This is a genomic window from Leptospira biflexa serovar Patoc strain 'Patoc 1 (Paris)' (genome assembly GCF_000017685.1).
Classification (GTDB): domain Bacteria; phylum Spirochaetota; class Leptospiria; order Leptospirales; family Leptospiraceae; genus Leptospira_A; species Leptospira_A biflexa.
The window spans coordinates 2270442-2293769 of sequence record NC_010602.1 but is presented as its reverse complement, the minus strand read 5'-3'; the positions used below and the strand labels follow the sequence as shown (position 1 = coordinate 2293769).

The window sequence follows — 23328 nt, the reverse complement described above, 5'->3', positions numbered from 1 at the left end:
TAGTTATGTTGGCTAAATTAAGAATTAAGTTAATTTGGAATGCAAATTTAACTAAATATTGATTTGAGTATGAATTAATCACTTTATGATTTTCTGGGAGTTTAGTTTAAAATATTTCTTAAACCCACATTTTTATTTTATATTTATTTAAACCATAGCGTATAACGAACTAGACTTACCGAAGTTGTCCGACCCTGAGTCCCGTAACGGGACGTTAGGGACTGGCATGTAGCTTGCGTAAGCAAGGCGAATGCCAGGAGGACAATTTGCCGTAGGCCGAGCGAGGCCTTGTGCCGAAGCGTAGCGGTAAGTCGCTGTTATGCGTCGTTAAATATTTAAAGGATCAATCATATGCTATTTCGGAAATCAGAGTATCTGAATATTTAGTTCCTTTATAAACACTCTTGATCTCTATTATGAGGAAGGAATTAATATTTTTTTTATAACAATCATAAAAAATTTTATTTTTATTAATTATTGATTTGTATTCCTTTAATAGATTTTTCGGTATTACAAGTTTTTGATAATCATTAAGGTCATCAAGTTTATAATCAAAAGAGCCAACGTATGTGAAATTAGAATAGATATCAGTATCCTGTGCTCCGCTACATTTGTTAGCTATAAGTAGGTGAATTCCGATTAAATCTGGACGATTGTTTGCTTTAAACAAATTGTCATTTTTGCCAAAACCAGACCAAATTTTTAATTTTCTATCCAAATCAAGATGAACAAATACCATTTCACCTATACCATCTCCTTCCACACCTTCTGCCCAAGCAGTATTTTTATTGTTATCAACAATTGAAGCAGCGGAATACATACAGCTTTTTCGTACATCTGAAGGATCGTTTATTTCAAATTTTCCGCTAGTCGGTGATTTTAATTTGTTAATCTTTCCGGTGTATTCACTTTTTAATTGTGAACTTGCCCAATCTTGATAATGCACCGGATCTGAAGTACTAAATGGCTCTTGTAGTTCTAGACTAGATTTATTTTCTTTTATTTTGGATAGAATTTTTGAATCGAAATTAAGATTTTTTCCAAAACTACAGGGTATTCCATCATATTCTTGGCTTAAAATATTGTTTTGGTAGATCGCCATGAAAATGATGATCACTAGCATTTTTAAAAAGATTTCTTTTTTCATATATATTCCAAAATTTTATTAATGACGCATAACGAACTAGGCTAACCGACGTAGGCTGACCCTGAGTCCCGGATCGGGACGTTAGGGGCTGGCACGTAGTTTGCGACTGCAAACGAGTGACAGAAAGCCTATGTGCCGAAGGCCGAGCGAGGGTGTAAGACCCGAAGCGAAGTGGTTAGCCGATGTTAATTGCAGTGTCCAATAATAGTATATCTTGTAAGTAAGAAAGTAAGAAGTCCAAAACAATCCGAGCGTCTCTTCTCTTAAAATCATTCATTTCGCTGGAAAAGTAAATTAAACTTACTTAAACAGAACTGTGATCTAATAATTGTACCAAATAGAAATTTGAGAAAGACAATATTGAATTGAAGCGCTTTCTTATCTTTTCTTCTCTTCAAATGAATCTCTTTTGTCTTTCTCTTCTCTTTCTTAAAAGCGCGAAAAGAAAGAACCAGCGAAAATTACATTAAAAAGATTCTCTTTAATCCTTTTTGGACATTGCAATTAACGAACTAGACTTACCGAAGTTGTCCGACCCTGAGTCCCGAGAACGGGACGTTAGGGACTGGCACGTAGTTTGCGGATGCAAACGAGTGACAGGAGGACAATTTGGCGCAGCCCGAGCGAGGCCTAGTGCCGAAGCGTAGCGGTAAGTCGCTGTTATACGATGTCGCAAATTAATTATCTGACATCCTCAAAATAGATTCTCTCTACCGTTTCATCTTCTTTTTTCTTTAAGACTGCGCGTATTGCCATTTTATAAATTGGATCAGTGAAAAAGTAGGCATCTTTTTTCTGAGATTTTTTCAGGATATTGTTATTTCCCGAAGAAAGTTCGTTTAGAATCTGATTTATAGCAAGTTGAATATCTCGAGTATTATCAGGAAATTGACTTCGAACTATCTCCTCCACGTCGATGTAGTTGAATTCAGAATTTTCAACCTTTCCTAAGGAATACAATACTTGATTTCTTCTACCCACTTCTGTGTTTCTTGAATTCATTAATGAAACTATCGTCTGATATGCATCGGATAAATGTTGAGAAAGCCATTTTTTATCAGCTATGTCTAAACTTTGAGTATTGATTACTTTATCGGGTGTCGATTTTGCAAGTATTAGACAATAGTCGTGTACCTTATCGGGAATACCATCTGTGACAAAATGAATATGTTTAGCAACATCTGTAAATTCGTTGAATGAATAATTTAGTAAATCGATAAATCCTTTTTGAATCAAACTATTAACCTCAATATAGGAGAATCTAGGCAGTTCTGGTACTTCTATCAGTCTATTATTAATTGTTGCTTTAGATTGTTGAAGTTTAAAATATTCTCTGATATTTGACGGAGTGCCTACTAGTAGAAGTTTTACATTGTATTGAGAATATCTTTGATCATCTAGAAGTATAATTATATTTGATAATTCTTCCATTAATTTTTCAGAATTTAAGATTGACTCTAGATTATCTAGTACAAGTATACCAATCTTCTTTTTTGATTGTTTGTGAATGTATTGCAATATTGCTTCATATGGCTCTTTGGAGGTAAGTGTATATTTTTTATTATGAGATAATTTTACTTTTGACGTTACCCATCCCCAAAATGAAAGGCTTCCCTCTGCTTCTTTTGTTTCAGTATATTCAATTACTTTTGCCTTTTCTAATCTATCTAAACTATTTTTTAATTCATTTGAAATGCTGCCAAATCGCGAGGCATTAGCCAGGTTGGCTGGCTCATAAACTATATCATTTTTTAGAAAATAGTTTTTATAAAGCCAGGATTTACCGCTTCCGCTCTCGCCATGTACAATAATATGTTTTCCTGATTCAAAGGCTTCATTAAAAGCATTTTCAATCTCTTCTCTTCTTATATACATCGATGAATTTACTTCCGATGAACGAGGAGTGAATACTTTTTCTATCTGTTTTGTCATTGTGTTTCCTTTTTTGCGATATCGTATAACGAACTAGACTTACCGAAGTTGTCCGACCCTGAGTCCCGTAACGGGACGTTAGGGACTGGCATGTAGCTTGCGTAAGCAAGGCGAATGCCAGGAGGACAATTTGCCGTAGGCCGAGCGAGGCCTTGTGCCGAAGCGTAGCGGTAAGTCGCTGTTATGCGAAGGCACTATCTGATGCTAAATATTTGATGTTCTAATCCCGGAAATATAAAAATTATCATCAATGATAGAGGTTATATCATTCCAATCTGAAATGTAAGGAATAGTCGTAAAAATGATATCATTTTGCCTTTCAGAATAACCTGCTAAATGAAGGACTGATTGTAAAAAAAGCTGAAAAGTTCCTCGATCGACTGGAACTTTCTTCATATCTGCCTCTTTTTTATTAGTAATTCGTAGATCCTGGTAAATGAAAACACGCCTAATTACAAATAAAACAATATCAACGACTTGATTAAAAATTGATTCTTTACTATTTACATAATGTATATTATCGAGTAAAAAACAAGCTCGGGACTCATATGCATATTTAGTTGTAATAAATGGATTTCTGGTTTCTGAAGGGTTAGAGCGCCAGCTTGTTTTTTCTTTAAAGATAGTCGTAAAAATGCTATCTTCCTGAGTCTTACTATTATTTTGAATATCAGAAACAATAATTCCAGTTTCATTATTTTTCGATAAATAAGATTCAGCTAAATGGAAAAATGAAGTTATGGATTTTGCTATTTCTTTTTCCTTTAGAAGTTTATCGTCTGTATTCGTTTTATACTGATAACCAATTAAGACATTTATATTTAATTTTGTAATTAATTGGAAAACTTCTTCGAAGAAAGTTGATATTTGTTCTTTTTGAAATTTCTCAAAATATCCTTTTCTAGACCAAAGGTCTGTTGCGTGGATTTCTTGTGTTTTCCAGTCAGCAATGTCAAAATGCTCAAATATAAGATTTAAATAAAGTCGCTCTAGATGAAAATATTTAACATCATTTAAACATAACCCTCCATAAATAATATATGGACCGTCAATAAATTGACTATTTTCTATCTTATAATTAATTCCAGTTTCATCTGTATATATTAGTATCATATTTTTAGTGCTTTCGCATAACGAATAGACTTACCGAAGTTCCCCGACCCTGAGTCCCGGAAACGGGACGTTAGGGACTGGCATGTAGCTTGCGAACGCAAGGCGAATGCCAGAAGGGGAATTTGCCGGAGGCCGAGCGAGGCCTTGTGCCGAAGCGTAGCGGTAAGTCGCTGTTATATGCAGTTGGCCATTTAATTAATTTAATATTCCCAAAGCTTTTTTAATTATTGGTGCGACAGTATTTACATTTATATTATTTTTTTTACAATATTCTGAGTTAATCCAGTCGGCTAATTTTTTAGTTCCTTTGCTTGAATTGCAAGCTGAACAGCATCTTGCAATGTTGTCAAAATTAATTATTGTAGCATCATTGATTATGTGTTCCCACGTGGCAGCATTTTTGCGAGAATGGCCTTTTCGAATTTTCTCATCCATCATGACATTGCAATAAACGCAAAATATATCTCTTTTTCTAATTTCGTTTTCCAATTCTATTGGAATTTTCCATCTATTCATATCTAAACAATGGTCAGATTATACTCTCTCTCTAAAAAATGTACGCCTGTTCGAAAAGGATCATTTTGCTTCCTAAGAAATTCAATGTTTGTCATGTATTGTTCTGGAAATTTTTTGAACTCATCTGCCATTCTTTTTAATCCAGCGGGACAAAGGTAAGCAGGAGTGTTCAATCCTTTTACACCTAAAGAAGGAATTTTTTCATCAAACAGAGGTTTTTCTACGTTAATTTCAAATAATGTTTTTACAGCTTTATTAGATAGCTGAATAAAGTAAGGTATCCGCACTACTTTATAACCAAGACTTGAATATAAATTAGTATTTTTAAAATCTTTTTCGATGATATCTGGTTTTGTATAATGCTGAAGTCCATCAAATTCAATAATAATTTTTAAAGATTCGCTTCTATAGTCTGGCCTGCTTCTATATTTGATTCCGTCGATTTCTCCGAGCGTTTTATCATGTATCCAGTCATGAGTTTCAGGAAAAATAACTTTAAGATATTCTTCAAGACCAGTTCGGTGTAAACCGGTGTCTTTATCAATTCCTGATTCTTTAGCTAATTCTGATGTTTCTCTTAGGAATCCCCACTCTTTCATATTTTTTAATTTAGTAAACTAATTTTGGCCAATTGCATATAACGAACTAGGCTAACCGACGTAGGCTGACCCTGAGTCCCGGAACGGGACGTTAGGGACTGGCACGTAGTTTGCGACTGCAAACGAGTGACAGAAAGCCTATGTGCCGTAGGCCGAGCGAGGGCGAAGACCCGAAGCGAAGTGGTTAGCCGGTGTTAATTGCAGTGTCCAATAATAGTATTTTTTGTAAGTAAGAAAGTAAGAAGACCAAAACAATCCGAGCGTCTCTTCTCTTAAAATCATTCATTTCGCTGGAAAAGTAAATTAAACTTACTTAAACAGAACTGTGATCTAATAATTGTACCAAATAGAAAGTAGAGAAAGACAATAATGAAATGAAGCACTTTCTTATCTTTTCTTCTCTTCAAATGAATCTCTTTTGTCTTTCTCTTCTCTTTCTTAAAAGCGCGAAAAGAAAGAACCAGCGAAAATTACATAAAAAAGATTCTCTTAAATCCTTTTTGGACATTGCAATTAACGAACTAGCCTTAACGACGTAGGCTGACCCTGAGTCCCGGTAACGGGACGTTAGGGACTGGAACGATACTTGCTTAAGCAAGGGGAGTGCCAGAAGCCTATGTGTCGCAGACCGAGCGAGGCCTTGTGCCGAAGCGAAGCGTTAAGGCGCTGTTATGCGAATTTGCTGCTTTTAATGATTTGATTTGTCTATTTTTAGGATTTCATTTATTACTGATTCAGAAATCCAGATTCCTTTTTTTTGAAGTTCATTAATCTGTTTTTCTAAATCTTCTATTATTCCTAGTTTTTTCGCTTTTGCTAAAATTCCTAGCGTTCCAGTTATTTTTAAACCAAGATTTTTTGCAATTTTTCTAGCCTTCAAATCATCCAATATAACAAGAGAGTTTTTTGATTCTAGTGCCAAAGCAATAGTGGACGCTTCCCCGCTATCTAAAATTTGTTCAAGAGATTTAACTGAGAATTCTTGATTAGGATTTTTGATTTTTATAAAGTCAGGTATATTCTCACCGAATTCAGTTTTTACTGTGTCAGTAATGATCACAGAATTGTATAAACTTTTTAAAATACCAAATTGTTGGATTTTTGAAAGAAGAATTAAGCAACTTGTATTAGAGATAACGTCAGGCATTCTCTAGATCATTTTTAAGATCATCGGCAGAGTATCCAAATAAAATAGAAGACCCATAGTTTTTCATGACATCGATTAACGAAGATTTCGACAGATTAACAATATCTGCCGCTTGTCCGATAGAAATTTTACCTGTTTCATATAATTTAACAGCCATAGCCATTTTAAAATCATATTCATTTAGGTCTATTTGATCAGGAACTTGGAAACTTAGTGATTTCATGATTGCTACATTTTAAAGTATCCTGTAGGAAATCAGAAATCAAACTATTTTTCCCTTTGGTTCCTTTGGATTTTCAGAAAAGTTTTGATTTTTTGTTTAAACTAATGTTTTGCAGCAATTTCGCATAACGAATAGACTTACCGAAGTTGTCCGACCCTGAGTCCCGGAACGGGACGGTAGGGACTGGCACGTAGCTTGCGTAAGCAAGGCGAGTGACAGAAGGACAATTTGGCGTAGCCCGAGCGAGGGCTTGTCCCGAAGCGTAGCGGTAAGTCGCTGTTATACGACGTTTTTAAATTTCTAAATCAGATAATAAGTTATCTAAAAGATTTTTAATCAAAATTTCTCTGTTTTTCGATGAATCTGAAAAAATTCTGGAAAACAAAGGAAAAATACCTACATATGTTCTCATTTTTCCATTGGTGATCGCTTTTTTCGACTTTTTACCAGAATTTCGATTATAAAGAATAGCTTGAATTTCTAAATCGGTATCATAATAAGAAGGTATCAAAGTTAAAGTTAGTCCGCTTAAAATACCTTGAAGAAAATTCATTTTATTTTTGAAAATTACATTTATTTCTAGTTCATTTTGAGATTTAGATGAGTCGATTTCTACGTACGAGAGTTTATTGTTATACTTTAGATTTTCCATAATAAGTTGAAAGTCATTTCGGACATCAATAATTCCGTCAGAAATTTGTATAGGATGGTCAAATAGTTCTCCATCCATGTAATACAAATATCCTATATGAATCGAAACTGTGGATTTATTTAAATTGTTGGATAATTTAGGACTATTTTCATAGCTGATAGTTGAACAATTTGTTATAAAAAACAATAAGGCGATGATTGATATAAAATTCATGAATTAGTGACCTGAATTACTGAATTCAAAATGAATTTTGTTTTTTTCTCTGGGATTATTCGTCGAGATCTCCATGGATCGTATATATATTCTCTTATGAAATTATCCTCTTCAAATACTTGGGATTTAATTAATTTTCTATTATTATCAAAAGAATTAACTTCTAACTGTATTTTTGAATCGAAATTTACAATAGAACCTCCAAGCCAGATATATAAAGTTAAAGTGGCAATTGAAAGTGGAATATATAGTGGGTCTAGTTTTAATGTATTTTCATATTTTAGAAATTTAAAATCTAAAAGAATCGAATTGCTGGGAACTGGAAATTCAGAATAATAGTTAACAGATTTGAAGATATTTGTATTTTCAAGGAGAATTTTAATATTTGTCTTTAATGTTTCTTCCTGGATTTTTTTCAAATCCCCAATTTCATTAACTATCTCGATCTTTCTTATATAGATATTTACTTCCTTCTGTTCTACATCTGAAGGTTTCAAATTCTGATTTAAAAGTGATGATTTTTGGCTTAGACAAGATTGAATCATCAATCCAACGAATATTATAGTTATTTTCTTAATCATATTTTCTTATTTAATTTTTAAAAATGTCGTATAACGAACTAGGGGAGACGACGTTTCCCGACCCTGAGTCCCGGAACGGGACGTTAGGGACTGGCACGGAGTTTGCGGATGCAAACGAGTGACAGAAGGGAAATGTGTCGCAGACCGAGCGAGGCCGTAAGTGCCGAAGCGAAGCGTTTCCCCGCTGTTATACGAAGTCGCAAACTAGACGATCAAATGAATACCGATGGTGAAACATTGAATTTTTCCGCAAGAGCTTTGATTTGTCGTACATTTAATTCTCTTTTTTCATTTAAGATTTCAGAAACAACACCTTGGCTTCCTAAAATGTTTAGATCTTTTTGAGTTAAACTATTTTCTTGCATAAGGAACTTTAAGACTTGGATAGGTTCAGCATTAGGTTGTATGAAATGATCATTTTCATATTCTTCAATCAAATTACCTACAGTTTCAAGAAGCGGAGCTAATTGATGTTTTTCATTATTTCCAACTTCATCAATTAGTTCATCAAGAACCTTAACTAATTTTTTATATTGTTTATCAGTATGAGGTACAGAGAGAATATCTTTAACATCATCCCAAACATTCTTAACTTTTTCAATTTCTAGAATCATAAATTTTCCCTTTTCCATTTACCTTTATCATATTCAGAATGTGTTAAAATGTTTCTTACAAAAACTTTTTGCCTATTGAAATGAATAGCAGCAATCAATCGAAAGTGATTTCCGCTTATATTAAAAACTGTAAATTTTCCAACTTGGTCCACGGAATTGAAAACTTTCTTCAATTCATTAAAGTCCTTAAAATGTGTATTTTTAATGATTTTAAACCAGCTTTTTAATGAAGATTCAGAATTAGGGTGTTTTGCAATGAAATCATCCAATTTCTTCCAGCTGATAATATGCACTAGTCCAGAGAATATCTCAAAATGAGATATGTCAATGGTTTTTTTAATTAATTTAAGTGTTACTCATGTTCCGAGGCATACATTTTTGCGATTTCGTATAACGAACTAGGCTAACCGACGTAGGCTGACCCTGAGTCCCTGAAGGGGACGTTAGGGACTGGCACGTAGTTTGCGGATGCAAACGAGTGACAGAAAGCCTATGTGCCGTAGGCCGAGCGAGGGCGAAGACCCGAAGCGAAGTGGTTAGCCGATGTTAATTGCAGTGTCCAATAATAGAAACCAGTGTAAGTAAAAAGGTAAGAAAGCCAAGACTCTTTAGTTTCTTCTTCTTTTATTTTTTTCGCTGTAAATGATCACAAAGCCTTCAAAAACAGAACTGCGATTTAATTATTGAACCAAATAGAAATTAGAGAAAGACAATATTGCATTGAAGCGCTTTCTAATCTTTTCTTCTCTTCAAATGAATCTCTTTTGTCTTTCTCTGCTCTTTCTTAAGAGCGCGGAAAGAAAGAAGCAGCGAAAATTACATTAAAAAGATTCTCTTAAATCCTTTTTGGACATTGCAATTAACGAACTAGACTTACCGAAGTTCCCCGACCCTGAGTCCCAACGGGACGTTAGGGACTGGCATGTAGCTTGCGTAAGCAAGGCGAATGCCAGAAGGGGAATTTGCCGTAGGCCGAGCGAGGCCTTGTGCCGAAGCGTAGCGGTAAGTCGCTGTTATGCGAAGTTTTTCAGTTTTTAGGGTAAGGGCTTATTCCGATTTTTAAATCTGCACCTTCGTCTTGAAAAGGCTGAAATATACCATTTTTAATATTAAAATCAAAGAAGATTTGAGAGCTTCTAGGAGTAATTATTTCAAATTTGTTAGATCCTTCGGATAATTTTAAATTTTTGAAATTCAGAATTGACCTTGAGCATGCGATAAATTCAAAACTAGTTTTAATGATATTTTTCTGATTAGGTGGCTTATCATATACAAGTAAAGGTTGTTCGATAGCATACGAAGTTCCCTTCTTTTTAGCAGAATACAGATAGAAGACTTCTAAATTCGTTGAGAAAGAAGTATTGTTTAGTTTGAAATTGTATTGATCGAAATCGAGAATACTAGAATTAAATTTATCTTTATCGAAACAGAATTCCGCAATGAGAATAACATCATTATTTTTGATATTTTTTTCAAATTTTTCTTTAATATTCTTTTCTACAATATTATTTGGATCGTTTAGGATTTCATAAATATTTTGATGATTTATAAAGAATGCATTCGCTTGATAAAAAGTAGAGCCGTAAAATGCAGCTTCATTAAATTTTACGTCAGTAAGTTTATTTAATCTATGGTTTGAGTTAATTCCTGGCGAAATGATAGTTAGTGAACTGCATGAAGCAAAAAAGCAGATTGTTAAATATATTGGCAATTTCATTTTTTGTCTCTGTATTTAAAGTTTGAAAAATTTCGCATAACGAACTAGGCTTACCGAAGTTCCCCGACCCTGAGTCCCGACGGGACGTTAGGGACTGGCATGTAGCTTGCGAACGCAAGGCGAATGCCAGAAGGGGAATTTGGCGCAGCCCGAGCGAGGGCGAAGTCCCGAAGCGTAGCGGTAAGTCGCTGTTATACGTAGTTGCGGAAGTCTAAATTGCATTTTTGTAACAAATTGTATTTGAACACTCTTTTAAACATTCTGACTGAATTTTGCTAGATATTTGATGATCAACTGCAGTTGTGAAAAAAGAAAACGCATTTGCATAATTTGGTTTATTAATACAATTATTGTAACACACTCTTTTCTCTTAACAATTTGGATCATAGTAGATTGGTCTTTCATTCTTTTTTTCCGTGAAATTTCATTTTCTTTAGAGTGAATAGAAATTGAAAAAAAAGATTATTGATATAAGAATTGGAATCGAAATATGTTCTATTTTAGATAGCATAATGATTTTTGAATTATTTAGTAAAAGATAAAGATTTAGTCGTTTAAATTTTCTTTATATACTTTTTAACCGAAAGAAATAGCGGAAAGAAAATGATGGTATTGAGTAAATCTCTCGCCAAACTTATATATGTATTTTTATCAACTAATGTATTTTCAAAGTCAATTTTTATTAGATTAGTAAGTACAATTATAAACGAAATAACACTTAGCAAAGCTATTAAACCAAACCATATTTGTAAAACAATTTCTAGATTTTTAATTTTGAAGAGAATTGCTAAAAATATAAAGAAAGGAATGAGGTTAGGAAGTATTATAGAGAATACATTTTTATCATTTAAGGCAATATTTGCGATAATTAGATAAATAGGGCAAGCTAGTATCAGTAAATTAAATATTTTGTTCGATACAATTGTTTGATTTAAAAATTGGTTCATGTTGGTGAATTTTACTCTTACTTGAATTTTATACAATCTAATGTTTGAACTTAGAAATTTCTATGGAAAATTTCTTGATATTTTTTTTTCGTTAATCTTATTATTAATGATTTTCCGCAATTACGTATAACGAACTAGACTTACCGAAGTTCCCCGACCCTGAGTCCCGCCGGGACGTTAGGGACTGGCATGTAGCTTGCGAACGCAAGGCGAATGCCAGAAGGGGAATTTGGCGTAGCCCGAGCGAGGGCTTGTCCCGAAGCGTAGCGGTAAGTCGCTGTTAGCCGCAGTTTTATTTATGTAGATTATCTTTTAGATTTTTAAGCATTGAATTTAGTTCTTTTATTTCTATTTTATTTAATAAATTTTCACTTTTATGTTTTTCAATTTCTTTGGATTGCTCAAGATTAATATTTTTTAATTCTGCAATTTCACTTTGAAAATAAAAGTATGAGATAGTTAAGGTAATAATAGTAAACAAAATTGAAATAAAAGTTTTATTAGCTTCTAAATAGAGTTTTTCAAATTTCTCTTCTGAAGTGACCGCTTTAGAAATTAAATCTTCCGCATTTTTTACTTCTGATTCTTCAAAAATAAACTTTTTGTTTTTCTGAAAGTCCTTTTGTAATTCTATAACGTTGTTTCTTGCAATCTTATATTTTCGATAAGAAGTCCAGGAAATTTTGAAATGATCGATAATAAATAGAATTGGACTGAGTAAAGGCTGTAGAAGGAAAATCTTAGTTAGTGCAATTGATTTTAAAAGGAAATATTTAATTAATACGATTGAGTATGAGCGTTTATGAATGTTTTTAAGAAATATATCTTCAATAGTAATTTCAGATGTTGAAAATATCATGCTTTCCGAATACCATTTTTCAAATAAGAACTTTTTATTCTTTAGAAAAAATGCGGTTTTACTGTAACTTTTGAATCTTTGTTCTGTGTATATCGAAATTGATTCTAAGGTTGAAACATAAATATACTCTCCAAATTCGAATTCTCTATTCGCATGAAATTTGTCGAATTCATCGAAATCATTGAACTTTAATGATGCTTCCAGGCTATTACTTATAATAATTTTTGATGGGTAAAATACGAATTCTATAATTTTTGATTTTTGATTAAGGCTAGGAATTTCTGAATTTAAATCCTTGGTGATACAGAAAAAGTATTTTTCTTTTATTTGTTTTTCTAGATCATTCTCAAAGTAAATTAGCTTTTCACCTTTCCTTAATTTAAGTATATTTTTTTTATTCATAATTTTTGTAAAATTGCGGCTAACGAACTAGGCTAATCAACGTAGGCTGACCCTGAGTCCCGGACCGGGACGTTAGGGGCTGGCACGTAGTTTGCGACTGCAAACGAGTGACAGAAAGCCTATGTGCCGTAGGCCGAGCGAGGGCGTAAGACCCGAAGCGAAGTGGTTAGCCGATGTTAATTGCAGTGTCCAATAATAGTATATCTTGTAAGTAAGAAAGTAAGAAGTCCAAATCATTCCGAGCGTCTCTTCTCTTAAAATCATTCATTTCGCTGGAAAAGTAAATTAAAATTTCTTAAACAGAACTGTGATCTAATAATTGTACCAAAAAGAAATTAGAGAAAGACAATATTGAATTGAAGCGCTTTCTTCTCTTCAAATGAATCTCTTTTGTCTTTCTCTTCTCTTTCTTAGAAGCGCGAAAAGAAAGAACCAGCGAAAATTACATAAAAAAGATTCTCTTAAATCCTTTTTGGACATTGCAATTAACGAACTAGACTTACCGAAGTTCCCCGACCCTGAGTCCCAACGGGACGTTAGGGACTGGCATGTAGCTTGCGTAAGCAAGGCGAATGCCAGAAGGGGAATTTGCCGCAGGCCGAGCGAGGGCTTGTCCCGAAGCGTAGCGGTAAGTCGCTGTTATGCGTAGTCGCAAATATGTTTTATTATTGTTCGTCCAAATAAGAAAAGGTTTTATAAATTCCAATTAGTGTGAAATTTATAGCTCTTCTATATGCAGGTAAAGTATTGTTTTCCAATATTCCGTTAAATAATGTTAAATAACGAAACGGTTTTCCTATAGTATGTAAGGTTCCTGCTAATAAATCATATGTAATTGCTATAGGAAATAAAAGTGCAAAGGTCGAATTGGTTTCTTGTTTTGTACTCGTATTAATTTTGAAAACTGGATTTTATTTAAAATTTCTTTCTTCTAATTCGATTTCATAATAAATGGGTTTCAATGAATTGAAAAATTTTAGTCTAATTACTTCATCTTTTAAGTTATTTTTGTAAGTTTCAAATCTTTCTTTTGAAATACTAGAAAAAAATAACCTGGATATAAATTCGAAATCACACTCGTCCATTAAGTAAATTTTATCTACATTATAATGATAAAATTGAGTTTTATTGTTTTCCTCTAATTTTAGATAAAAGCATTTTTCTTCAAAATTTATTTTTGGGTAAGAATTTGTAGATGTTGAAGTGTGAACAAAAATTTGAATCAAATTATTCTCAATTTTCCTGATTCGAGATATTTCATGAACAAATTGTTCATTTGAATTGAAAGCTAATTTGTTGACTTTTCTTATTTGATTGTAATTACCACAATTTATAGAGGAAAGGAGGATCGTTGTAAAGATTGTTTTTAATGTTATTATTTTTCTCATATGTTTTGGCGATTACGCATAACGAACTAGCCTTAACGACGTTCCTCGGAGCTGAGCCTACGGAGTAGGCGTTAGCGTCGGCTCGTATTCTTGCGTAGCAAGAATCGTGACGGAGAGGAATGTGTCGCAGACCGAGCGAGGGCTTGACCCGAAGCGAAGCGTTAAGGCGCTGTTATGCGCTGTCGTCGCGGTAAAATTCAGGGTTACTATTTACTATGATTTTAAGTATTAGCCACCAGCCGTAAATTGAATAAGTTGAATTTAATAATGATGCATTAGCAAGACCATGTGCAATTTGATTTCTTAGATTTGGACCTAAATTGCTACTGAATAAGGCTTCGATTTCAAATTTTAGTTCTTTTCCAAAGATATCTATTATTTCTTTCTTTTCCATTAATTTACTTAAACCGACTTCTGTTTCAATGCCTTCTGGGTCTAAGGTGGTTGTTTTTACATTATGAAGTTGAAGTTGAAACCTAATAATATTTTCAAGCAGTGGTGTTAATATATGTAAGGAAGTAGAAAAATCTTTTAAGAAACCAAAGGTTAATCCATGTGCTAAAATATTGTGTTTTCCGAATGGGATCAGAGGTGATAGGTGTATATATTTCGAAATATCTATCTCAGTATAATTGTGTTCTAAGTTAAGTATACCTAGAGCAGGAAATATATAAGCTTGAACGTTCAAGTTTATATTTTCAAGATGTAATCGTATCATCTCGCTTGTTAAATTTCGATTTGCTCTTGAAATTACTCTTCCATCATTAGCAATATTTTCTTCTGAGAATATAGATAATAATGGGTTTTTCTTTAAATTTAATTTAGCAATACGTTCCAGATTATCCAAATTTGGAAAATTTATAATGTTAACGAATATTTTGAATGCCTGAGACTTGGATTTATTTGAAATTGCATTTCTACAAGATGTTATTACTTCTGATAAATCAACGAAATTGGAAATAGATTTTAATTCTGATGTAGATTCGATTCTTACTTCAGTATATTCTTGGAATGTGTTTTTTAGTAATTCGTCAACGTTAAGTCTTTTTCTTTGCTTCCTTGGAATTTTTCTTAGTGTGGCTATAGAAGATTCTAAGATTGTTCGAATTTGAAAATATGATGAATTCTGATTATTTTCTAATTTATTTATTTCTTTTTGATAAATATTAAAAATTTCCAATTGGTAGTCTGAAAATTTGGTTAAGTCTTTATTGAATTTATGGTAAGAAGAAATTTCTTCTAAAATCGAAATAGATAGAAAATAGTTTTCTTGCTGTTTGGAGTAGGCTATATTTTCTAGTGCATTTAAAATTTCGATAATTTTGTTTTTATTTTCTTCGGAAGATAGAAGGATTTTGGATGCTTTTAGATGATAGAAATTTGCATCAGATATTGTAGATTGAAATAACTTGTAAATATTTTCTTTTATTTTAATTATAAATTCAGGTTTGTTCGTTGATTCCGCTAGTTGAAATGAACGTTTCCAAATATTTAATGCTTCACCATTTATGGCTTCAAATGTTTCACAAAATTCGATATAGTTTTCAATTGCAGTAATAGCAAATTTTATTTCCCTTGGATTTGATATAATCCAAATAATATCTGCTATACGTGCTTTTAATATTCTATTTTCGACATGATCCAATATAATTTTTAAAAAATTTAGTTCGTTTTCCTGAAAATCTTCCAATATAGCAGAGCGAAAACTTTGTAGAACGAATTTAGGTGAATAAAGTTGCGTTTTGTTATCTGGAGTTAAGACGAGAGTAGTAATATTTTTTATTATTTCTAATTCATATTTTTCCTCTAGGCTGCATTCTTTTAGTCTTTCCAATACTTTTTCATTTATTTGATCTATTGAATCAGCGATCAGATCATTGAGAAAATTAATTATATTCATTTTTGCCTATTGTTAAATGTTTGTCGACGATTGCGCATAACGAACTAGACTTACCGAAGTTGTCCGACCCTGAGTCCCGTGGAACGGGACGTTAGGGACTGGCGCGTAGTTTGCGGATGCAAACGAGTGACAGGAGGACAATTTGCCGTAGGCCGAGCGAGGCCTCGTGCCGAAGCGTAGCGGTAAGTCGCTGTTATGCGTCGTTATTTTAGTTAAACAAATCATTTAGATACTCTTTATATATTTCTTCACCTAAATAATTTAATAGTATTTGACCTTCTAATCCTTCTGATAGAATATTATTTGCTTTATAGAATTCAAACGTATCAAGACTTATGTTCTTTTTCATTTCTTCGTAAGAGACATTATTTTTATAGCATTCAAATATATAATGTATAGAATCTTTCAATTTTTTATTCGATTTAATTTTTTCTTTTAGATTAGCTTTTGTATTATTTGTGTTTTTCGGTTTTGTTTTTTCTTCTGTCTTTTCTTTCTCTATGGAATTTGAAATTTGAATTTCTAATTGTTTTTTTAATTGTTCAATTACTCTTTCTTTTTCAACTAGGAGGTTCGTTGTAATCTCTTGGGATTTTTGCAGTTCCATCCTAACTTTAACTGACTCCTCTATAGTTAATAATTCATTTCGTTCGGCACGATTTCGAATTTTCTTTTTTAAAATATCGAATTTTAGCCAAAGCCAGTATGCTAAAATTGAAAGTATCGGATAGATTAATAGAACAGCTATTGTAGAAATCAGTGGATAGTAATATAAGTTTGATGGTTCGGAATGAAAAATTTCTATATATTCTAATCTATCTTCATAATCTGAATAATTACCATGGCCAAATAATATATATATTATTTTCCAATTCCAAGTCAACCATGAAAGGAGAAGAGATCCAAATAGTGGACTTACACTCCTTTCTGCGATTACCGAATTTATTGAATTTTTTATTTCATCTAAAATATTCATTGTCTCATCTTTTTTATAAATTTAATAATGACGCATAACGAACTAGGCTAAACGACGTTCCTCGTAGCTGAGCCTACGGAGTAGGCGTTAGCGTCGGCACGTATTCTTGCGTAGCAAGAATCGTGACGGAGAGGAATGTGCCGCAGGCCAAGCAAGGGCGTAGACCCGAAGCGCAGTGTTTAGCCGATGTTATGCGACGTTTTCAAGATTCTAACATATTATTTTAAAATTAAATAATGTAAATTTAATTCAATTTGCTATAAATGGGAACTTGAGACAATATTGCAGAATTTTTTATTGGGATTGTCTTCACATTCTAGGATAGATTTATTAAGCTTTTCCTGAATAGAAATAAGTTCAGAAATTCTGTCTTTTATGATAAGTAATTTGTTTTCTAGTTTAATTTGAACTTCTTTGCATTTGGAATCCGAGTCATATAAATTTAAAAAACTTCTAATTTCAAAAAGTGTAAATCCAGAATTTTTAAGAGAATTGATCAATTCGACTACGCGTATATCTTTTTTAGAGTAAACTCGATAATTATTCTCCTTTCTAGACCCTTTCAAAAGTCCTTCTTTTTCATAGTATCGAATGGATTCCTTTGATATTTTGCAAATTCTTGAAAACTCTCCGATATGCATAAAATTACCTTTTTTTGAGAATAATAAAAAAATGTAAGCCTTCTAGTAAACTAGAATGTTGTCACATATATATAGCAAGGAAAATATATTCGGGAGAATTGCCATGTACAAGATATTTAACGATTTTAGGATTCAAGTGAGTGCTGGTTTTTTATTAGCGATATCTTCTTCATTATGCTGTGTTTCTCCTATTGTTGGAGTAATTGGAGGATTCTCTGGAATTGCTTCGACTTTCTCATGGTTAGAACCTTATCGATCATTTTTGATAATACTATCTATGGTAATATTTAGTTTACTATGGTATAATCTTATTACTAAATCCAAAAAATCTGATTTGGATTGTGATTGCGAAAGAAGTATCTTCAATCGTTTTTTTTACAGTAAAATATACTTAACTTTTGTCACGATTCTCAGTTTGTTTTTATTTCTATTTCCAAATTATAGTTCAATTTTGAAATCAGTAAATGAAGTAAAAGGAAAATTAGAAAGTGAACACTTGGTAGTTGCCGAATTTGTGATATCAGGTATGACATGCGTTGGTTGCGAATATAGTGTGAATACTGCTTTAGTGGAATTAACTGGAGTTTTAAAAGTAACTTCGGATTATAAGAAGGGAGTTACACAAATAGTATATGATAAAAGAAAAGTCGGTATTCAAGAATTTAAGGATATTATACAGAATAAAGTTGGATATAAAGTAATAAATATAAAAGGTGAACGAAAATGGAAATAATTACATTATCAACTATAACTTGTCCAGAGTGCGGGTTTAGAAAGAAAGAAGAGATGCCTATAAATGCATGCCAACATTTTTATACATGTGATAGTTGTTTGTATTACATGAAGCCTAAGAATGGCGATTGCTGTGTATTTTGTTCTTTTGGAACAGTGAAATGTCCTCCGAAACAAATTGAAGGATGTTGTTAATTCCTTAAATAATTAATTTAAAATTTGACTTTGAAAATGTCGCATAACGAACTAGACTTACCGAAGTTCCCCGACCCTGAGTCCCGACGGGACGTTAGGGACTGGCATGTAGCTTGCGAACGCAAGGCGAATGCCAGAAGGGGAATTTGCCGCAGGCCGAGCGAGGCCTAGAGCCGAAGCGTAGCGGTAAGTCGCTGTTATGCGCTGTTTTTTTTGTTACAATGATCTTCTTGATAGTTTTCGTAAATTTCGTCAGCTTCTTTATTTTTAATATATGCTATATAAGGTAAACTAACTAGAGGAAATAATCCATCGACTCCAGTAGCAAATGCCAAAAAAAGTGAAAGATAAGTAATTCCAGTAGAAATTCTCCATTGGCTACCTTGGATTTCTTTTATCTTGTTTCTCGTTTCGAAAAAGTAAGCTAAACATTCAGGCGATTCATTTTTGGGTAAATCTGGAATGGTAACACATGAATAAAGAATTAGTATTGATAGAGATGTAATGAAATTTCTGAAATACATTTTTCTATGACCTTTAAGTTTCTTATTTCAATAAATTCTTCGAAAATGGAAGTTCTGGTTAATCCATAGAAGTAGGTATTAATACTGTCACTTATCGCAAATTTGTCATGAAATATAAGGTATTCATTTTTATAAATTGAATATTCTGTATTAATTGTATAAGAAATTTCTCTAAAATGAATAGGCCAGAAAATTGTTACAGGATATATTATTGGTAAACTCCACCAATAATTTCTTTTTTCTGTAAGAATTGGTTGGATTTTGATATCTAGAAAATAGGAATCCTGGTTTTCATTCTTATTTTCATTAATAACATATTTATTTTGCAAAGGAATATCCTTTTTAAGGAATGAAATAAATATGTATCTCCATGCACTTTCAATTTCAGCTAGGTCATTATTAAGTATTTTGAACTCTCTGATGTTGATAATATTCTTATTATTTGAGTCTAGGTTATCGTTTATTAACGACGGGCTAGGCAATTGCCTTATATCAACATTGCAGCTTGTTGAAGTCAAAGTTATAAGACAAATGGTTATGAATTTTTTCATAATATTGTTTTGAATTAAAAAAAATAGCGTATAACGAACTAGACTAACCGACGTAGGCTGGCCCTGAGTCCCTGAAAGGGACGTTAGGGATTGGCACGACGCTTGCGAAGGCAAGAGGAGTGACAAAAGCCTATGTGTCGGAGACCGAACGAGGGCGTAGTCCCGAAGTGAAGCGGTTAGTCGCTGTTATACGACGTGCTTACGCTTTATGCAACAACTCTATATCCGAAATATTTTTTCCAAAATTCAGAGTCTTTTATTGAATAGTCAAAGAGATCATCGGAATCATGTTCACCAAATTCCCTAGTGTATTCAATCAGGTATTCTTCCAGAACCTCTAACTTTTCGATGATTTTTTTATTTCGTTTATTTTCTTGATTTAGTTCATACCAAGAATTTTTATCCCTAGAAAATACAAGGTTTGCTTGAATTAGTTCGTCAAAAAATTTTCCCGCAAATTTATTATATTCCTCTTTCTCATTTATGGAATTTAGAAATAGAAATCTTGCAAACTGAATAGATGAGCCAGGAGTAGTTGAAATTAGAATTTTTATATCTTCTATTTCTGCCTTGATATTTTCCCAAGCTGTAACATTGTCACCAGTAATAGAAGCATCTGGATTAGGTCTATTGCCCAACAACTTTATTTGCTCTTGGAGTTTTTTGTTATATTCTTTTAGTTGAATGTTTTCTGCTTCGGACTCTTTTAATAATTTATATTCTTGAAGGCTAATCGTTTTGGTATCTTGAGCAGATATGGAAAGATTTCCGAGCTGATAAATCGAAACTCGTCCTAGTCCTTTTAATTCTGGCTTTCCTGCAAATTTCCAGATATCTTTATGATCAAATTTCAAATATTGATATTCTGAAGTTAAAATTGAACTAGGAGTACAGTATTTCGAAATACGTGCACACCTATCTACAGGTAATCCCTGCGGATCAGGTGTTTCATGTCCAACATATTTAATAAAACAAACTTTGCCAGAATCTAATGCGATCTTAATTTTAGTTGGAAATCCTGTCAATTGTTCAAGAGAATTTTCAATATCACTGAGACGCATTGCAAAATTTAAGGCATCGTTATTTTGTTCTGCGCGAGTAAACGAAATCATTACTTCGTCACCAATAACTTTAACTACTTTTCCTCCTAATCCATTAGCATACTCAGAAATTACATCGACAAAGATTTTTAGTCTAAGGATCCAATCTGATTCATTATGGCTTTGCTTAAACGATGTAGAATCAACAAGATCCACAAACATAATTACACATTCAGAAAAGCTTTCAGAAATATCTTTTTTTGTTTCATTAAGACCTGACTGTAGTTCGCTAATACCAATTTGAGTCTTTTCTAATACTTTCAAATGTTCATTAACTACTGTAGGTTCGTTATCTTTTAAAACTCGTTTGTTCATTATAGTCCTTTTATTCTTTGCTAACTTAACTTATCTAAGCATGTCGTATAACGAACTAGACTTACCGAAGTTGTCCGACCCTGAGTCCCGAAGGGACGTTAGGGACTGGCATGTAGCTTGCGAACGCAAGGCGAATGCCAGGAGGACAATTTGCCGAAGGCCGAGCGAGGGCTTGTCCCGAAGCGTAGCGGTAAGTCGCTGTTATGCGTCGTGATTATTATTTATAATATATAAACTTTTCTAAGATATCATTAAATTTTAAATATCCAAAAAAGATTCCAGTAATAGCTCCGCCAATGCAGAGAGATAGGATCTCTTTTTGGTTAGCTACTAAACAAATGATAGAAATAGATATTAACCAAATGATAAAATACATTTTAGGATTTACAAGTATAGTTATTATTGGGGGAAGCCATTGAAGTCTATTTTTGAAAAATATAGTAAATGTATCGAGAGAAAAGTAAGCAGAATAAAAGGCAATTAAACTAGATACAGCTGGAAGGTTTCCCGATAAGGATTGAATTTCAATTTGCCTGGAAATAAAAAAGAATCCGAGGTACTGAGACAAAAATATCATCGCAATAAATTCTACTGGTTTAAAAATTTTTCTTAATAAGTAAGTAAATGTTAGAAAAAAGAAAGATGTATATATTAGATTTAGAAAGCTCGTATGATAGAAAAAGCCTTTTAATGGTAAATACCTATAACTCCTACGATTTCCTCCGCTTCTGCTTATCAAAGATTGGAAAGAATCGATAGGATTTTGAGAGTTTAGTAGAAATATAAGCGAGGTCGCTATAATCAAAATAGAAGCAATAGTTATGATATTGTAAATATTGAAAGAACTGGATTTGATGAGAATTTTTCGATTGCTATCATTTCTTTTTGTTTGAATGCTTTTAATAAGTTCTTTCTCAAAATTTTGATTCAATTCAAATTTTTTATTAGAATTGAGACTTGGGTCGAGGTAGCCTCCGATTTTCTCTTTTAAAGTTAAGAAATATTTTTCTTCATAATCAAGCCATAGACATTCACAGTTGTTGCAGTAATCTAAAATTAGATTATTTTCATTGAAAGGGTAAGAAAACTGAAGAAATGGCTTATTACAATTACTACATTTAAGATTAAGTCTATTCGCAGTATTATTTTTAATTTCATCGATTTTTAAGTATAATGAATTGAATTTAATTCTATCTAATTGTTTTGTATTTATAAAAATTCCATCGCAACTCATACAATGGTAAGTTTTCATTTCTGAATTTTTTAATAAGTGTAAATTATTTAGGCATCGTGGGCATTTCATATTATATCCATTCTAATCATGACGCATAACGAACTAGACTTACCGAAGTTGTCCGACCCTGAGTCCCGGAACGGGACGTTAGGGACTGGCACGTAGCTTGCGAAAGCAAGGCGAGTGACAGGAGGACAATTTGCCGGAGGCCGAGCGAGGCCTTGTGCCGAAGCGTAGCGGTAAGTCGCTGTTATGCGTAGTAGTTGGTGTTAAGGTTTTTGCCAAACTAAAAATCTATAGCCGCCATCAAAATAGTTTTCTTCTAGAATTCGTCCGAATTTACTATTCCAAGTTCCATTCTTTAAATCATTTTCAAGTTTTTTTTGAATTTGGTTTAATGTATTTGTTTCTAAACTAACAAGTGGTGAAATTCCAGATATGAAATTTTGATCAAGATAGAGTGAAGGGTTTTTCCACCCGGAAGCAAAGAAGTTATCCACAAGATTATCTGGAAGAGGATAATCAATTATTTCAACATGTGTATTCGCAGTGGATTCAATGAGGGATCTAAAATTTTCAATATTAATGTAATTGGAAATAGCTTTTTCAAAAACAATTTTAAAGTAATCATATAGCCAAGATTTTTTGCTAACAACGGAAGGATCAGCAGTAAAAATGACGGCAAAATGTTTAGATTTTAACGTTCGATTTATTTCCGAAATGGCTAATTGAAGATTATTGAAATGATGGGAAGCGAGAACAGAAAAAACACCATCAAATGAATTATTTTGAATGTCGATGTGTTCAGCAGTTCCTTTTATCCATTTAATGTTATTGTTTTCTAAAGCTTGAGCAATCATAACCTCTGAAGGCTCAAGTGCAGTAACATCATATCCCTTTGAATAGAAGAATTTTGAATAGTTTCCGGTTCCAGCCCCGACATCCAATAACTTAAGGTTATTTTCGTTTAGGTGTAGGCTTTTTTCGATAATAGAAGCAATTCTGGGATCAGCGTTTCTTGTTTTATTATAATTAAAACCGATTTTATCGTAAGTTTCCATGTTTTATATAGAGTTCCAACTATTACGCATAACGAACTAGACTTACCGA

23 protein-coding genes are annotated in these 23328 nt (G+C 32.8%); 2 read left to right on the top strand and 21 right to left on the bottom strand.

What is annotated here, in order from left to right; genetic code table 11:
• Window positions 1–343: 343 nt before the first annotated feature.
• The 17 genes from LEPBI_RS10890 to LEPBI_RS10805 all read right to left on the bottom strand — a co-directional run bounded on the left by LEPBI_RS10890 (window position 344) and on the right by LEPBI_RS10805 (window position 17567).
• On the bottom strand, window positions 344–1147 hold the full coding sequence (locus LEPBI_RS10890; protein ID WP_012389176.1) for an NADase-type glycan-binding domain-containing protein: 804 nt from the start codon (window positions 1145–1147) through the stop codon (window positions 344–346).
• A 681-nt stretch (window positions 1148–1828) separates the two neighbouring features.
• Entirely contained in the window at window positions 1829–3079 is a 1251-nt protein-coding gene (locus tag LEPBI_RS10885) for an ATP-binding protein (RefSeq protein WP_012389175.1), read from the bottom strand.
• Window positions 3080–3283: 204 nt separating this feature from the next.
• Window positions 3284–4192, bottom strand: a complete 909-nt coding sequence (locus LEPBI_RS10880; RefSeq protein ID WP_012389174.1) for a DUF3800 domain-containing protein — start codon at window positions 4190–4192, stop codon at window positions 3284–3286.
• Window positions 4193–4387: 195 nt separating this feature from the next.
• Complete coding sequence (locus LEPBI_RS10875) at window positions 4388–4681, bottom strand: HNH endonuclease (protein WP_226992758.1); 294 nt, start codon at window positions 4679–4681, stop codon at window positions 4388–4390.
• A gap of 29 nt (window positions 4682–4710) precedes the next feature.
• Window positions 4711–5307, bottom strand: a complete 597-nt coding sequence (locus tag LEPBI_RS10870) for a DUF559 domain-containing protein (RefSeq protein ID WP_012389173.1) — start codon at window positions 5305–5307, stop codon at window positions 4711–4713.
• A gap of 688 nt (window positions 5308–5995) precedes the next feature.
• Window positions 5996–6454: a PIN domain-containing protein gene (locus LEPBI_RS10865; protein WP_012389172.1), complete on the bottom strand. Its 459-nt coding sequence runs from the start codon at window positions 6452–6454 to the stop codon at window positions 5996–5998.
• Window positions 6447–6677: a UPF0175 family protein gene (locus tag LEPBI_RS10860; protein ID WP_012389171.1), complete on the bottom strand. Its 231-nt coding sequence runs from the start codon at window positions 6675–6677 to the stop codon at window positions 6447–6449. Before LEPBI_RS10860 ends, LEPBI_RS10865 begins: the two co-directional genes overlap by 8 nt.
• A gap of 292 nt (window positions 6678–6969) precedes the next feature.
• Complete coding sequence (locus tag LEPBI_RS10855) at window positions 6970–7407, bottom strand: hypothetical protein (protein WP_226992757.1); 438 nt, start codon at window positions 7405–7407, stop codon at window positions 6970–6972.
• Between the two features lie 131 nt (window positions 7408–7538).
• On the bottom strand, window positions 7539–8123 hold the full coding sequence (locus LEPBI_RS10850) for a hypothetical protein (RefSeq protein WP_012389169.1): 585 nt from the start codon (window positions 8121–8123) through the stop codon (window positions 7539–7541).
• A 212-nt stretch (window positions 8124–8335) separates the two neighbouring features.
• Window positions 8336–8737: a helix-turn-helix domain-containing protein gene (locus tag LEPBI_RS10845; RefSeq protein WP_002987684.1), complete on the bottom strand. Its 402-nt coding sequence runs from the start codon at window positions 8735–8737 to the stop codon at window positions 8336–8338.
• On the bottom strand, window positions 8734–9006 hold the full coding sequence (locus LEPBI_RS10840; protein WP_002987690.1) for a type II toxin-antitoxin system HigB family toxin: 273 nt from the start codon (window positions 9004–9006) through the stop codon (window positions 8734–8736). Before LEPBI_RS10840 ends, LEPBI_RS10845 begins: the two co-directional genes overlap by 4 nt.
• Before the next feature lie 758 nt (window positions 9007–9764).
• A complete protein-coding gene (locus LEPBI_RS10835; protein WP_012389167.1) occupies window positions 9765–10454 on the bottom strand; it encodes a hypothetical protein in 690 nt (229 codons plus the stop codon).
• A gap of 554 nt (window positions 10455–11008) precedes the next feature.
• On the bottom strand, window positions 11009–11401 hold the full coding sequence (locus LEPBI_RS10830) for a hypothetical protein (RefSeq protein ID WP_226992756.1): 393 nt from the start codon (window positions 11399–11401) through the stop codon (window positions 11009–11011).
• 292 nt (window positions 11402–11693) lie between these two features.
• Window positions 11694–12662: a hypothetical protein gene (locus LEPBI_RS10825; protein ID WP_012389164.1), complete on the bottom strand. Its 969-nt coding sequence runs from the start codon at window positions 12660–12662 to the stop codon at window positions 11694–11696.
• 1560 nt (window positions 12663–14222) lie between these two features.
• Window positions 14223–15950 (bottom strand): DUF4209 domain-containing protein, encoded by a 1728-nt coding sequence (locus tag LEPBI_RS10815; RefSeq protein WP_012389162.1) that lies wholly within the window; start codon window positions 15948–15950, stop codon window positions 14223–14225.
• Between the two features lie 208 nt (window positions 15951–16158).
• Window positions 16159–16926 (bottom strand): hypothetical protein, encoded by a 768-nt coding sequence (locus tag LEPBI_RS10810; protein ID WP_012389161.1) that lies wholly within the window; start codon window positions 16924–16926, stop codon window positions 16159–16161.
• 257 nt (window positions 16927–17183) lie between these two features.
• Window positions 17184–17567, bottom strand: a complete 384-nt coding sequence (locus LEPBI_RS10805; protein ID WP_012389160.1) for a MerR family transcriptional regulator — start codon at window positions 17565–17567, stop codon at window positions 17184–17186.
• Window positions 17568–17670: 103 nt separating this feature from the next.
• Between LEPBI_RS10805 and merTP the strand changes: the two genes are divergently transcribed.
• On the top strand, window positions 17671–18300 hold the full coding sequence (merTP, locus tag LEPBI_RS10800) for a mercuric transport protein MerTP (RefSeq protein WP_012476322.1): 630 nt from the start codon (window positions 17671–17673) through the stop codon (window positions 18298–18300).
• A complete protein-coding gene (locus LEPBI_RS19360) occupies window positions 18291–18494 on the top strand; it encodes a GDCCVxC domain-containing (seleno)protein (RefSeq protein ID WP_081431666.1) in 204 nt (67 codons plus the stop codon). Before merTP ends, LEPBI_RS19360 begins: the two co-directional genes overlap by 10 nt.
• Window positions 18495–18978: 484 nt before the next feature.
• On the opposite strand, the gene LEPBI_RS10790 is transcribed toward LEPBI_RS19360, so the two are convergent.
• The 4 genes from LEPBI_RS10790 to LEPBI_RS10775 form a co-directional block, all read right to left on the bottom strand.
• Window positions 18979–19569, bottom strand: a complete 591-nt coding sequence (locus LEPBI_RS10790; RefSeq protein ID WP_012476320.1) for an LBF_2127 family putative lipoprotein — start codon at window positions 19567–19569, stop codon at window positions 18979–18981.
• Window positions 19570–19775: 206 nt separating this feature from the next.
• Entirely contained in the window at window positions 19776–20984 is a 1209-nt protein-coding gene (locus LEPBI_RS10785) for an adenylate/guanylate cyclase domain-containing protein (RefSeq protein ID WP_012389156.1), read from the bottom strand.
• A 217-nt stretch (window positions 20985–21201) separates the two neighbouring features.
• The gene (locus LEPBI_RS10780) at window positions 21202–22287 is read right to left on the bottom strand and encodes a TFIIB-type zinc ribbon-containing protein (RefSeq protein ID WP_012389155.1); all 1086 of its coding nucleotides are present in this window, start codon (window positions 22285–22287) and stop codon (window positions 21202–21204) included.
• Between the two features lie 200 nt (window positions 22288–22487).
• Window positions 22488–23279, bottom strand: a complete 792-nt coding sequence (locus LEPBI_RS10775; protein ID WP_012389154.1) for a class I SAM-dependent methyltransferase — start codon at window positions 23277–23279, stop codon at window positions 22488–22490.
• Window positions 23280–23328 lie beyond the last annotated feature (49 nt).